This is a genomic window from Kitasatospora sp. NPDC004272, from assembly GCF_053603035.1.
Map to the genome: position 1 here is coordinate 22,174 of NZ_JBSGET010000048.1, position 13,630 is coordinate 35,803.

The 13,630-nt window shown below is 74.4% G+C and carries 9 protein-coding genes; 1 reads left to right on the forward strand and 8 read right to left on the reverse strand.

The annotated features are described in order from the left end of the window. Positions 1 to 7: 7 nt before the first annotated feature. The 5 genes from ACWEO5_RS16925 to ACWEO5_RS16945 all read right to left on the reverse strand — a co-directional run bounded on the left by ACWEO5_RS16925 (position 8) and on the right by ACWEO5_RS16945 (position 7,369). Complete coding sequence (locus ACWEO5_RS16925; RefSeq protein ID WP_380276494.1) at positions 8 to 1,069, reverse strand: ParA family protein; 1,062 nt, start codon at positions 1,067 to 1,069, stop codon at positions 8 to 10. A 449-nt stretch (positions 1,070 to 1,518) separates the two neighbouring features. Continuing rightward, positions 1,519 to 2,634: an alanine dehydrogenase gene (ald, locus tag ACWEO5_RS16930; protein WP_452163098.1), complete on the reverse strand. Its 1,116-nt coding sequence runs from the start codon at positions 2,632 to 2,634 to the stop codon at positions 1,519 to 1,521. A 238-nt stretch (positions 2,635 to 2,872) separates the two neighbouring features. After that, complete coding sequence (locus ACWEO5_RS16935; RefSeq protein WP_452163099.1) at positions 2,873 to 4,768, reverse strand: tetratricopeptide repeat protein; 1,896 nt, start codon at positions 4,766 to 4,768, stop codon at positions 2,873 to 2,875. 197 nt (positions 4,769 to 4,965) lie between these two features. After that, complete coding sequence (locus tag ACWEO5_RS16940) at positions 4,966 to 5,583, reverse strand: NUDIX domain-containing protein (RefSeq protein ID WP_452163100.1); 618 nt, start codon at positions 5,581 to 5,583, stop codon at positions 4,966 to 4,968. 115 nt (positions 5,584 to 5,698) lie between these two features. Then, a complete protein-coding gene (locus ACWEO5_RS16945; protein WP_452163101.1) occupies positions 5,699 to 7,369 on the reverse strand; it encodes a CTP synthase in 1,671 nt (556 codons plus the stop codon). Between the two features lie 366 nt (positions 7,370 to 7,735). Here ACWEO5_RS16945 and ACWEO5_RS16950 point away from each other — a divergent pair, with 366 nt between their 5' ends. Continuing rightward, the gene (locus ACWEO5_RS16950; RefSeq protein WP_452163102.1) at positions 7,736 to 9,676 is read left to right on the forward strand and encodes a glycoside hydrolase family 15 protein; all 1,941 of its coding nucleotides are present in this window, start codon (positions 7,736 to 7,738) and stop codon (positions 9,674 to 9,676) included. Between the two features lie 7 nt (positions 9,677 to 9,683). Here ACWEO5_RS16950 and ACWEO5_RS16955 read toward each other — a convergent pair whose 3' ends face one another. The 3 genes from ACWEO5_RS16955 to yczE all read right to left on the reverse strand — a co-directional run bounded on the left by ACWEO5_RS16955 (position 9,684) and on the right by yczE (position 13,583). Continuing rightward, positions 9,684 to 10,844 (reverse strand): glycosyltransferase family 4 protein, encoded by a 1,161-nt coding sequence (locus tag ACWEO5_RS16955; RefSeq protein ID WP_452163103.1) that lies wholly within the window; start codon positions 10,842 to 10,844, stop codon positions 9,684 to 9,686. A 126-nt stretch (positions 10,845 to 10,970) separates the two neighbouring features. Continuing rightward, entirely contained in the window at positions 10,971 to 12,704 is a 1,734-nt protein-coding gene (recN, locus tag ACWEO5_RS16960) for a DNA repair protein RecN (RefSeq protein WP_452163121.1), read from the reverse strand. Positions 12,705 to 12,962: 258 nt separating this feature from the next. Then, complete coding sequence (gene yczE / locus ACWEO5_RS16965; protein WP_452163104.1) at positions 12,963 to 13,583, reverse strand: membrane protein YczE; 621 nt, start codon at positions 13,581 to 13,583, stop codon at positions 12,963 to 12,965. Positions 13,584 to 13,630 lie beyond the last annotated feature (47 nt).

Sequence of the window (13,630 nt, forward strand, 5' to 3'; positions counted from 1 at the left end):
GGAAGGCTCACTCGGCGGGGCGGCACCGGTCGAGCACCTCCCTGGCGAGCTGGCGGTAGGCGGCGGCGCCGACCGAGTTGGTGGCGTAGGTGGTGATCGGCTCGCCGGCCACGGTGGTCTCCGGGAACCGGACGGTCCGGCCGATGACGGTGTGGAAGACGTGCTCGCCGAACGCCTCGACGACCCGGGCCAGCACCTCGCGCGAGTGCACGGTGCGGGAGTCGTACATGGTGGCCAGGATGCCGTCCAGCCGCAGGTCGGGGTTGAGCCGCTCGCAGACCTTCTCGATGGTCTCGGTGAGCAGCGCGACGCCGCGCAGCGCGAAGAACTCGCACTCCAGCGGGACGATGACGCTGTGCGCGGCGGTGAGCGCGTTGACCGTCAGCAGGCCCAGCGAGGGCTGGCAGTCGATGATGACGTAGTCGTAGTCGGGCAGCAGCGGCTTGAGCGCGCGGGCCAGCGCCGACTCGCGGGCGACCTCGCTGACCAGCTGCACCTCGGCGGCCGACAGGTCGATGTTGGACGGCAGCAGGTCCATGCCGGGGATGGCGGTCTTCAGCAGCACCTCGTCGGCCGTCAGGCCCCGCTCCATGAGCAGGTTGTAGACGGTGACGTCCAGCTCCATCGGGTTGACGCCGAGGCCGACCGAGAGCGCGCCCTGCGGGTCGAAGTCCACCAGCAGGACCCGGCGGCCGTACTCGGCGAGCGCCGCGCCCAGGTTGATGGTGGAGGTGGTCTTGCCGACGCCGCCCTTCTGGTTGCACATCGCGATGATCTGCGCGGGGCCGTGCTCGGCGAGCGGCGCGGGGATCGGGAAGTACGGCAGCGGGCGGCCGGTCGGGCCGACCCGCTCGCGGCGCTGGCGGGCCGCGTCGGGGGCCAGGGTGGCGGCGTACTCGGGATCGGGCTCGTACTCGGCGTCCGGGTCGTCGTAGGGCCCGTAGCCGAGCTCGTTGTAGGCCAGCCCGTACGCCGCGAAGTCGGCGTCGTAGTCGGTGGCGGCTGCCGCCGCGCTCTGGCGGGCCTCGAAGGTGCGGACCGCGACCGAGCCGACCTCCTGCGCGCCCACCGTGGCCTGCCGGGCTTCCTCGTTCGGCTGCCCGGCGGAGAGCTCCGCCAGTCCTGGCTGACCACCCCCGGGAGCAAATGTCGACTCATTCACAAGTCGTCTTACCTCCTTGGACATCCAGGACTCTATGTCGATTCGTCAGCGTGGCAGCATGCCAACGGTTTGCGACTCTAGGCCGTTTCGGGCATCGGCAGCAACACAATCCACGGTAGTGGGCCGCTTGTGTCGGCCGTTCACCCACCCCGTGTCAAGAGATGACCCTAACGTTTCCGCGCGGGCGCCGGGCCGTGAGGGCCCGTCAGGTGTCCTTGTCGACAGAGCGGGTGACAGAGCGCACCGGAATTGACCGCCGACGGTCACCCGGGGGCCACCCGCCGTCCCCGCGGGCATGCCGAAGCCCCCGGCGCGAAGGGGAAGGACGGCCGGGGGCGACAGCGGATGAGGGGACGTCAGGCGAGGACGCTCTCCAGCGGCACCGACTCCAGGCCGAACGCCTCGGCGACGGCCGGGAAGGTGATCTGGCCCTCGTGCACGTTCAGGCCCTTGGCGAGCGCGGCGTCGCGGCGCAGCGCCTCCTTCCAGCCCCGGTTCGCCAGCTCGACCACGTACGGCAGGGTCGCGTTGGTGAGCGCGTAGGTGGAGGTGTTCGGGACGGCGCCCGGCATGTTGGCCACGCAGTAGAAGACCGAGTTGTGGACCTGGAAGGTCGGCTCGGCGTGCGTGGTGGGGTGCGAGTCCTCGAAGCAGCCGCCCTGGTCGATGGCGATGTCGACGAGCACCGAGCCCGGCTTCATCTTGGCGACCAGCTCGTTGGTGACCAGCTTGGGGGCCTTGGCGCCCGGGATCAGCACGGCGCCGATCACCAGGTCGGCCTCGACGACGGCCTTCTCCAGCTCGAAGGCGTTGGAGACGATCGCCTTGACCTTGGTGCCGAAGACCTTGTCGGCCTCGCGCAGCTTGTTGATGTCGCGGTCGAGCAGGGTCACGTCGTAGCCCATGCCGATGGCGATGGTGGCCGCGTGCCAGCCGGAGACGCCGCCGCCGATGACGACCGCCTTGGCCGGGTGGGTGCCGGGCACGCCGCCGGGCAGCACGCCGCGGCCGCCGGTCGGGCGCATCAGGTGGTAGGAGCCGACCTGCGGGGCCAGCCGGCCCGCGACCTCGGACATCGGGGCGAGCAGCGGCAGCGCGCCGTTCGGCAGCTGCACCGTCTCGTAGGCGATCGCGGTGGTGCCGGAGGCGACCAGCGCGTCGGTGCCGGCCCGGTCGGCCGCCAGGTGCAGGTAGGTGAAGAGGGTCTGGCCCTTGCGCAGCCGGTGGTACTCGGAGGCGATGGGCTCCTTGACCTTGAGGATCATGTCGGCCGCGGCCCACACCTCGTCGGCGGTGGGGAGGATGGTCGCACCGGCGGCCACGTACTCCTCGTTGGGGATCGAGGAGCCGAGACCGGCGTTGTCCTCGATGACGACCTCGTGTCCGTTGCGGACCAGCTCATGCACGCCGGCGGGCGTGATGGCCACGCGGTACTCGTGGTTCTTGACCTCGCGGGGGATGCCGACCTTCACGGCTAACACGTCCTCTTGCCATGGGAAATACCTACCGGGGAAGACCGGCGGCGACGCACACGGAGGCACAACGGACAGGCCGGTGCATAGATCTATGCGCGACTGAGTTCGAGTGTAATGAAGCCAAGTCGGCGTGTCAGCCTTCCAAAGTGACCAAATCAGTCAGACACATTGGCAGGTTCGTAGGCTTGCAAGCGCTTCGAGGCCACATTGCAGGGCGAACTCCGCACATACGACACTACTCCGAAAGCGGACGCGAGCCCTCCCGGCCGAGGTGCCGCGTCAGCCGCGCCGCCAGCTCGGCGACCTCCCGCTCGCCGCGCCCGTCACCGGTCCGGCGCAGCACCGCGGCCGCCGAGCGGTACTCGCGCAGCGCCTCCTCGAAGCGCCGCAGCCCGGTGTGCGCCTCCGCGAGGCGCACCAGCAGCCGGGCCTGGGCGGCCTGGTCGCCCAGCGCCTGCCGCAGCACCAGCGCCCGCCCGTACGCGTCGGCGGCGCGCAGCGGGTCGCCGAGCGCCCGGTGGCCGTGCCCCACGCCCTCCAGCGCCCGGGCGCAGCCCGCCTCGTCGCCCGCCCCGCGGGCCAGCTCGACCGCCCGGCGGTAGCGCTCGCCCGCCTGCTCCCAGCGGCCCGCGGCGGCCTGCAGGTCGCCCAGGTTCAGCAGCGCGGCGGCGGCCCGGCGCGGGTTGCCCTGCCGCTCGGCGACCTTCAGTACCGACTCGTGCAGGGCGTGCAGGTCCGCGGGCGCGGCCTCGCCGGTCAGCGGCAGGGCGCGCAGCAGGGCGGTCACCAGGCGGCCCGCCGAGCCGTCCAGGTCCCCCTGGCCGACCGCGTCGGCGACCGCGGCCAGCAGCAGTTCGCGCTCCCCCAGCAGCCAGCCCTCGGCGTGCGCGGCGGTGCGCAGCCGCAGCGGCCCCGGCAGCGGGTCCGGGTTGGGCCCGGCCGCCGGGTCCAGCAGCAGCCGCGCCGAGTCGACCAGCCGCACCAGCCGCTCCAGCAGCCGGGCCCGGGCCAGCTCCACCTCGGACGGCCGGTCCAGTTCCCCGCGCAGCTCCACCAGCCGCCCGTACAGCCGGCCCGGGACGCGGTAGCGCTCGGTGCCGTCCGCGGCGTCCGGCTCGCGCTCCAGCAGCTCCAGCTCGGCCAGCGCCGCCAGCGCGGCCCCCGCCTCCGGGGCCGGGCAGCCCACCAGCGCCGACGCGGTGCGCAGGTCCACCTGCTGCCCCGGCGCCAGCGTGCACAGCCGCAGCAGCCGGGCCCGGGCCGCGGGCAGCCGCCGGTACGCCAGCTCGAACGCCCCGCGCAGCGGGTCGCCCTCCACCACCGGCACCGTCTCCCGCTCCGGATCGGTCGGCCGCACCGGCCCCTCCACCGCCACCGGCGCGGGCGGCGGGACGGCGTGCAGCCGGGCCGCCGCGTCGGTCACCGCCAGCCGGGGCTCGGTGCGCAGCCAGCCCGCGACCAGCCGCAGCGCGGCCGGGCGGTTGGCGCACGCCTCGGCCAGGTCGGCGGCGCCGACCGGGTCGCAGGAGATCCGCGTGCCGCCGACCAGCTCGCCCAGCAGCTCCACCGCCGCCCGGTGGTCCATCCCGCCGAGGATCACCGGGTCGATCCCGTCGATGCCCATCAGCGGCCCCGAGGTGGTCGCCAGCAGCAGCGCGGAGGTCTTCTCCGCCAGCAGCGGCCACACCTGCCCGGCGTCCTTGACGTCGTCCAGCAGCACCAGCACCCGGCGCTGCCCGAGCGCGACCCGCAGCGCCTCGCAGGCCGGGTCCTCCTCCGCCGCGCCCGGCAGCAGCGCCGCGCCGGGGCTCTCCCCCAGCTGGTCCAGCAGCACCCGGGCCGCCCGCCCGGCCCCCACCCGGCCGCCGTCCGGCGCCGACAGCCGCGCGTACAGCAGCCCGTCCGGGTAGTCCCCGGCCACCGACCTGGCCCACCGCACCGCCAGCGCGGTGCGGCCCGAGCCGGGCCGCCCCGCCAGCACCAGCAGCCGCCCGCGCCCCTCCGCCGGCCGCCCCGCGGCCACCGTCAGCGCCGCCAGCTCCCCGCCCCGCCCGGCGAACGGCCGGGCACCCGCGGGCAGCACGTCGAAGATCCCGGCCGCCTCGGCCACCGCCGCCGTCTTCCTCGCCACCCGCGCCACTCCCGACCCGTCGCCCCGCACCCCGGGCCCGCCCACCGGGCCCTGTCCGCGAAGCGTAGTTCGCCCACCCCGCCCCGCCGATGCGCCCCGGTACGACCAACAGCCGAATCACCTTGCTGGCGCAACTGGCAGAGCGAGAAAGCGTGCCACCGGGGAGCGCACCGACAGGGGCGCGTCCCGCCCGTTGCTCAGTACGGCCGGGCCGGCCACGGCGCGTCCGCGGGCCGGAGCGCGTCCAGGTCCCCGCCGGTCGCGCTCAGGGCGAGGACGCCGGTGACCAGGGTCGGGTTGTGGAGGTCGCCGGCCAGGATCAGCCGGACCAGTTCCTCGCGGGGCACCCAGGCCGCCTCGATCTCCAGCTCCTCGCCGTGCGCCTCGTAGCGTTCGCCGTCCGCCTCGGACAGCCCGGTCGCGAGGAAGATCCGCACCGCCTCGTCGCTGCCGCCGGGGGAGGTGAAGAAGTCGACCAGGACGCGCCAGTGCTCGGCCTTGCAGTGGGCCTCCTCGAAGAGCTCCCGCTGCGCCGCGTGCAGCGGGTTCTCGCCGGGCACGTCGAGCAGCCCCGCCGGCAGCTCCCAGAGCCGGTGCCGGACGGGGTGGCGGTACTGGCGCAGGGTCAGCACCCGGCCGTCCTCGTCGAGGGCGAGCACCGCGACCGAGCCGGGGTGCAGCTGGTAGTCGCGCTGGGCCCACTTCCCGTCCGGCATCAGGACCTGCTCGCTGCGCACGCCGGTCACCTTGCCCCGGAAGGGCGTGCTCCCGTCCCGGACGTCCCACTCCTCGGCCACGTCGTGAATCCCGGCCACCGGGCACCACCCCTTCTCGTCAGATAGACACAATCTACCGGACGCCCGCCCCGCGACACGCCGAAGCGCCCGCCGGGAGGATCCCGACGGGCGTTCGGTCGCTTCAGCGGGCCGCTCAGCCGACCTTGCGGTCGATCGCCGCCGCGACCAGGCCCGCGAACAGCGGGTGCGGGCGGGTCGGGCGGGACTTCAGCTCGGGGTGGGCCTGGGTGGCGACCAGGTAGGGGTGGACCTCGCGCGGGTACTCGACGTACTCGACCAGGTCGCCCTTGGGGGAGAGGCCGGAGAACTGCAGGCCGGTCTTCTCCAGGTCGGCGCGGTAGGCGTTGTTGACCTCGTAGCGGTGGCGGTGGCGCTCCTCGACGTACTGCTCGCCGCCGTACACCTCGCGCACGATGGAGCCCTCGGCGAGCTTCGCCGGGTACAGGCCCAGGCGCATGGTGCCGCCCAGGTCGCCCTTGCCGTCGACGATGGCCAGCTGCTCGGCCATCGTGGAGATGACCGGGTACTTCGCCGCGGCGTCGAACTCGGTGGAGTTCGCCTCGGGCAGGCCGGCCAGGTTGCGGGCGGCCTCGATGACCACGCACTGCAGGCCCAGGCACAGGCCGAGCAGCGGCACCTTGTTCTCGCGGGCGTAGGTGATCGCGGCGACCTTGCCGTCCACGCCGCGGTCGCCGAAGCCGCCGGGGATGCAGACCGCGTCCACGTCGCCGAGCTGCTGCTGCGCGCCCTCGGGGGTGACGCAGTCGTCCGAGGCGACCCACTTGATCTGGACCCGGGCGTTGTTGGCGAAGCCGCCCGCCCGCAGCGCCTCGGTGACCGAGAGGTAGGCGTCCGGCAGGTCGATGTACTTGCCGACCAGGGCGACCTTGACCTCGTGCTGGGGCTCGTGGACGCGGCGCAGCAGGTCGTCCCAGACCGTCCAGTCCACGTCGCGGAACGGCAGGTCCAGGCGGCGCACCACGTACGCGTCCAGGCCCTCGCCGTGCAGCACCTTGGGGATGTCGTAGATCGACTTGGCGTCGATCGCGGCGACCACGGCCTCCTCGTCGACGTCGCACATCAGCGAGATCTTGCGCTTGATGGCCTGCGGCACCTCGCGGTCGGCGCGCAGCACGATCGCGTCGGGCTGGATGCCGATGTTGCGCAGCGCGGCCACCGAGTGCTGGGTGGGCTTGGTCTTCAGCTCGCCGGACGGGCCGATGTACGGCAGCAGCGAGACGTGCACGAAGAAGACGTTGTCCCGGCCGACCTCGTGGCGGACCTGGCGGACGGCCTCCAGGAACGGCAGCGACTCGATGTCGCCGACGGTGCCGCCGACCTCGGTGATGACCACGTCGACGTCCTCGGTCGCCATCCGGCGGATCCGGGACTTGATCTCGTTGGTGATGTGCGGGATGACCTGGACGGTGTCGCCGAGGTACTCGCCGCGCCGCTCCTTGGCGATCACGGTGGAGTAGACCTGGCCGGTGGTGACGTTCGCCGAACCGTGCAGGTTGGTGTCGAGGAAGCGCTCGTAGTGGCCGATGTCGAGGTCGGTCTCGGCGCCGTCGTCGGTGACGAAGACCTCACCGTGCTGGAACGGGTTCATGGTGCCCGGGTCCACGTTGAGGTACGGGTCGAGCTTCTGCATCGTCACCCGCAGGCCGCGGGCCTTCAGCAGGGCGCCGAGGCTGGAGGCGGTGAGCCCCTTGCCGAGCGAAGAGGCGACACCCCCGGTGACGAAGAGGTGCTTGGTCGTCACGGCACGGCCGTTGGCCGACTTGCCGGAATGGGGCTGTGCCAAGAGGGGGCTCCCGTGGGTCGCGTGTCGGAGGGTGACGCCGGTGGAGGGGCTCCCGGCCCTCGTTCCCACCAGTTCCACGGGATACCAGCGTATCAGTGCCCCGGCGACTGCTCGCCCGCGTCCGGGTGGACCGGCCCCGGCCGGGGCCGCCGGACGGCGCGTCGGGGCTGCTCGGACGGGGGTTTCCCGGCATGGCGCGCGGCGCGCGCGGGCAGGCGCCGGGGGCGCGTGCGCACGACCGAACCACCCGAACCCACGTATTCTGCTCAAACGTCGACAACCCCGCCCGAGGCGCCTCCGCCCGGGGCAGCCCCGCCCGACCCGTGCGCGCCCGTCCGCCGCGGGGCCCGCACGGAACGGAGAACCATGGCCGGTCGCATCGAGGACTACGCGCTGATCGGGGACATGCAGACCGCCGCGCTGGTCAGCCGGGACGGCGCGGTCGACTGGCTGTGCCTGCCCCGCTTCGACTCCCCCGCGGTGTTCGCCGGGCTGCTGGGCACCGACGAGCACGGATTCTGGCGGATCGGCCCGGCCACCCCGGTCGAAGCGCCGTCCCCCGCCCCCGAACCCCGTTCGGCCCTGGTCGACACCGGGGAGCTGCGCGTCCCGCCGGTCACCGCCGCCGCGCCCGCACTGCCCTGCGACCGGCGCCGCTACCGGGGCGACTCGCTGGTCCTGGAGCAGGAGTGGGACACCCAGGACGGCACCGTCCGGGTGATCGACTTCATGCCCCCGCGCCACCTGCTCGGCACGCCCGACGTGCCGCAGATGATCCGGATCGTCGAGGGCCTGGCCGGCACCGTCCGGATGCGCTCGGCGGTGCGGATGCGCTTCAGCTACGGCCGGATCGTCCCCTGGGTGCACCGGATCGAGCACCCCGAGGTCGGCCAGCGCACCGTCGCCGTGGCCGGACCGGACTCGGTGTGGCTGGACGGCCGGGCCGAGACCTACGGGCGCGACCTGACCACGTACGCGGACTTCACCGTCACCGCGGGCGAGCGGATCGCCTTCGGCCTGACCTGGAAGGCGTCGCACGAACCGGCCCCGGCCCCGCCGGACGCCGAGGGCGCGCTCGCCTCCACCGAGCGGTTCTGGCGCGACTGGGTCGCGCAGTGCACCTACCAGGGCCCCTACCGGGAGGCCGTGGTCCGCTCGCTGATCACCCTCAAGGCGCTCACCTACGCCCCCACCGGCGGCATCGTCGCCGCCCCCACCACCTCGCTGCCCGAGGACCTCGGCGGCGAGCGCAACTGGGACTACCGCTACACCTGGCTGCGCGACGCCGCGATCACGCTCTCCTCGCTGCTGCGCACCGGCTACCGCGAGGAGGCCCGGGCCTGGCGCGAGTGGCTGCTGCGCGCGGTGGCCGGCGACCCGGAGAACCTGCAGATCATGTACGGCATCGCCGGGGAGCGCGAGCTCACCGAGTCCGAGCTCGACTGGCTGCCCGGCTACGAGGGCTCCCGCCCGGTCCGGGTCGGCAACGGCGCCGCCGGGCAGCTCCAGCTCGACGTGTACGGCGAGGTCGTCGAGGCGCTGCACCTGGCCACCATGTCCGGCCTGTCCCGGCACGACCACGCCCACCAGTTGCAACTGCGCCTGATCGAGTACCTGGAGGAGCACTGGCGCAACCCGGACGAGGGCATCTGGGAGGTCCGCGGGCCGCGCCGGCACTTCGTGCACTCCAAGGTGATGGCCTGGGTCGCCGTCGACCGCACCCTCAAGCTGCTGGCGCAGGCCGAGGATCCGCCCGCCGACCTGGTCGAGCGCTGGACGGCGCTGCGCGCCGAGATCCACGCCGACGTGTGCGCCCGCGGCTACGACCCGCAGCGCAACACCTTCACCCAGTACTACGGCGGCCAGGAGCTGGACGCCTCGCTGCTGCTGATCCCGCAGGTCGGCTTCCTGCCGCCGGACGACAAGCGGGTCATCGGCACCATCGAGGCGATCCAGCGCGAACTGTCCACCGAGGACGGCTTCGTGCTGCGCTACCCGACCCACGGCGACTTGGACGGCAGCAACTCCGTGAACGTGGACGGGCTCTCCGGGCACGAGGGGGCGTTCCTGGCCTGCTCGTTCTGGCTGGCCGACGACCTGGCGATGATCGGCCGGGTCGGCGAGGCCCGCGAGCTGTTCGAACGGCTGCTGGCGCTGCGCAACGACGTCGGCCTGCTGGCCGAGGAGTGGGACCCGCGGGCCCGCCGCCAGGTGGGCAACTTCCCGCAGGCGTTCAGCCACGTCCCGCTGATCGACACCGCGCTGCGGCTGACCGCGGCGGGCGGCCTCAACCTGTCCTCGGGCTGAGGCGGGCTCAGTTCGCCCGCTGCACCAGCTCGTCGTAGATGGACAGCACCTGGGCGACGGTCGCCGCCTCGTCCGGCCAGGTGCGGGCCTGGGCCCGGCCGGCGGCGGCCAGCGCGGCGCGGCGCTCCGGGTCGGCGAGCAGCCCGCGGACGGCCGAGCCGAGCGCCCGCGGGTCGGCGAACGGGACCAGCACGGCGGCGTCGCCGACCAGTTCGGGCACCCCGCCGACCGCGGTGGCCACCACCGGGACGCCGGCCCGCATCGCCTCCTGGGCGACCAGCGAACGGGCCTCCCAGCGGGAGGAGAGCACCACCAGGTCGGCGGCGGCCAGCAGGTCGGGGATGTCGGTGCGGTAGCCGAGCAGTTCGACGGGCAGCTGCTCCGCGGCGACCCGCTCGCGCAGGCCCGGCCGCTCGGGGCCGTCCCCGGCCAGCAGCACCCGCGGCGCCGGGGCGCCCGGCGCCGCGAACCGCGGCACCGCGTCGAGCAGCAGCCCGAAGCACTTCTGCGGGACGAGCCGGCCGATCGCCAGCACCACCGGGCGGCCGTCGTCCCCACCGGGCAGCGCCTTGCGGGCGGTCTCCCGGTCGAGGGTGCCGGGCGGCATCGGCGGGGCCGCGACCGGGCCCAGCCGGGCGTCGGTGGCGCCCAGTTCGCGGGCCCGGGCGACCAGGTCGGAGGAGGCGCCCAGGACCAGGTCGGCGGCCCGCACCACCCGGCGCTCCATCAGGCGCTGCAGGCGGCGGTCGAGCCCGGTGGTGAGCAGCGCGTGGTGCGAGGTGACCACCAGCGGGGTCTCCGGGCGGATGCCGGGGAAGCGCCCGGCGGTGCGCAGCGCCAGGTCGGAGAGCAGGCCGGCCCGCAGGCCGTGGGCGTGCACGACGTCGGCGCCGGTGAAGGCGCGGCGCAGCTCGCCGATCGCGGTGGCGTCGCTGCGGGCGCCGGAGGTCGGGGTGATGTCGACGGCGTGCAGCCGGGCGCCCGCCGCGGAGAACCCGAACAGCCGGTCGGTGCCCTCGGGGGCGCAGACCGTGACCGAGACGCCGTGCGCGACCAGCCCGCCGGTCAGGGACCGCACGTGGGCGCCGATGCCGCCGGTCGCGGCGGAGAGGACGAGCACCGCGTGCAACTGGGGGGCCGCGGCGGCCCGGGCGGCGGAATGGTCCACGTCTGTCTCGCTCCGACTCGTTGTCAGCTGGTGTCCGCTCGCCACGATGCCAGGTCGGTCCGCCTCTTGGACAGTCGGCACCGCCGCTGGCGCGTCGCCCGCGGCGGTGCCGGCCGCTTCCCCGGGTCAGCGGGCCCGGGCGGTGCGGGCGGCCTCCAGCAGCTCCTCCGCGTGGGCCCGGCCGAGCTCGGAGTCCTCCAACCCGGCGAGCATCCGGGACAGTTCGCGCACCCGCTCCTCGTCGTTGAGGGTCTTCACGCCGCTGCGGGTGACGGTGCCGTCGTTGGTCTTCTCCACCACCAGGTGCCGGTCCGCGAACGCGGCGACCTGCGGGAGGTGGGTGACCACCACGACCTGGGCGCTGCGGGCGAGTTTGGCCAGCCGGCGGCCGATCTCGACCGCCGCCTTGCCGCCGACGCCCGCGTCGACCTCGTCGAACAGGTAGGTGGGGACGGGGTCGGCGCCCGCGAACACCACCTCGACGGCCAGCATCACCCGCGACAGCTCGCCGCCGGAGGCGCCCTTGGCGATCGGGCGGGGCTGCGCGCCGGGGTGCGGGGCGAGCAGCACCTCGACCTCGTCGACGCCGTGCGGGCCGTAGGAGACGCTGCGGCCCTCCAGTTCGATGCCCGCCAGGTCGTCGAGCTGGCTGATCGCGAACGTCACCCGGGCGTGCGGCATGGCGAGTTCGGCGAGCTCGTCGGAGACCGCGGCGGCGAACTTGTCGGCGGCGGCGTGCCGGGCCTGCGAGACCTCGGCCGCCAGGTCGGCCAGCCGGGCCCGCAACTCGGTCTCCCGGGCGCCGAGTTCGTCGATCCGCTCGTCGTCGCCGTCCAGTTCCAGCAGCCGCACCGAACCGGTCTCGGCCCAGGCGGTCACCTCGGCCAGGGTGCCCTCCGCGCCCGCGTACTTGCGCACCAGGTGGGCCAGCACGCTGCGGCGCTCCTCGACGGCGGCCAGCCGGACCGGGTCGGCGTCCAGGTCGTCGGCGTACCCGGCGAGGTCGCCGGCCACGTCGGCCAGCAGGTAGCCGCACTCGCCGAGCCGGTCGGCCAGGGCCGCCAGGCGCTCGTCGTGGTGGCGCACCGCGTCGACGGCCCGGCGGGCCTGGGCGAGCAGGGTGCCCGCGTCCACCGCCTCCGGGTCGGCCGGGTCGCCCGCGAGGGCGGCGTGCGCGAGCGTCGCGGCGGAGGACAGCGCGTCGGCGTGGCCGAGCCGCTCGGCCTCCACGGCCAGCTCGGCGTCCTCCCCGGCGACCGGCTCGGCGGCGGCGACCTCCTCCAGGCCGAAGCGCAGCAGGTCCGCCTCCTGGGCCCGCTCCCGGGCCCGGGTGGTCAGCTCCTCCAGCGTCGCCGAGACCTGCCGCAGCTCCCGGTACACCTCCCGGTAGCGGGCCAGCGGCTCGGCGACGGCCTCGCCCGCGTACCGGTCCAGCGCGCCGCGCTGCCGGGACGGGCGCAGCAGCCGCTGCTGGTCGGTCTGGCCGTGCACCGCGATCAGGTCCTCGCCGAGCTCGGCGAGGAGGCCGACCGGCACCGAGCGGCCGCCGACGTGCGCCCGGGAGCGGCCCTCGGCCGAGACGGTGCGGCTGACCAGCAGCTCGCCGTCGTCCAGCTCCGCGCCCGCCTCCAGCGCCCGCGCCACCACCGGCGAAGCCGGGTCCAGCGTCAAGCGCCCCTCCACCACGGCCCGTTCGGAGCCGTTGCGCACCAGCGCCGGGTCGGCCCGGCCGCCGAGCAGCAGGCCCAGGCTGGTCACCACCATGGTCTTGCCCGCACCGGTCTCGCCCGTGACGGCGGTGAAGCCGGGGGCGAGCTCGACCACCGCATCGTCGATGACACCCAGATCCCGTATCCGCATCTCGTCCAACACGGAGACGACCTTACGAGGTTCCACCGTCGCTTTGCGACGACCGCCCCCGTTTCACCCCTGAGTGGCGGTGCGGGGGTGGGCGTTCAGGGGCTCGGGGAACGGCGGGCACGGGTCTGCGAGAGGTTCACTGCCGGAGCGCGCACCGGCTTCCGGTTCCGTTACCACACGCAGCAGCACGAACCCCCGATGGGCTCCGGCCGTCAGCAGCACGGACCCGCCGTTCCCCGGGCCCCTGATTCCGCTCCCCTACGCGGGGACGGTCAGGCGCGGCAGGAAGAACTGCACCAGCGGGCCGATGGCCAGCGCGTAGGCGATCGTCCCGATGCCGAAGGTGCCGCCGAGGGCGATGCCGGCGGTCAGGACGGTCAACTCGATGCAGGTGCGGATCAGCCGGACGGAACGGCCGGTGCGCCGGTGCAGGCCGGTCATCAGGCCGTCGCGGGGGCCGGGGCCGAGGCGGGCGCCGATGTACAGGCCGGAGGCGAGGGCGTTCAGGAGGATGCCGGTGGCGAGCAGCGGGACGCGGACGGCGAGGGCGTGCGGGTGCGGGACGGCGGAGAGGGTGGCGTCCATGGCGACGCCGAGGACCAGCACGTTGCCGACGGTGCCGATGCCGGGCTTCTGGCGCAGCGGGATCCACAGCAGCAGGACCAGCGCGCCGACCAGCGTCACCCAGGTGCCGACGCTGAGGCGGACGTGCCGGGCCAGGCCCTGGTGGAAGACGTCCCACGGGTTGCCGCCGAGCGAGGAGCGCAGCACCAGGCCCATCGAGACGCCGTACAGCACCAGGCCGACGGCGAGCTGGGCGAAGCGGCGGGGCAGTCCGGTGCGGAGCGGAGCGGTGGTCAGGGGCAGGGTGGCCGCCATCGGGTGGACCTCTTCTCGGTGTGGTGCTTGCCGTTCTCCGGCACTGC

Excerpts from the sequence above, each read along its gene's own strand:
- recN (WP_452163121.1), bottom strand. The coding sequence starts at position 12,704 with ATGCGGATACGGGATCTGGGTGTCATCGACGATGCGGTGGTCGAGCTC.
- ACWEO5_RS16950 (WP_452163102.1), top strand. The coding sequence starts at position 7,736 with ATGGCCGGTCGCATCGAGGACTACGCGCTGATCGGGGACATGCAGACC.
- yczE (WP_452163104.1), bottom strand. The coding sequence starts at position 13,583 with ATGGCGGCCACCCTGCCCCTGACCACCGCTCCGCTCCGCACCGGACTG.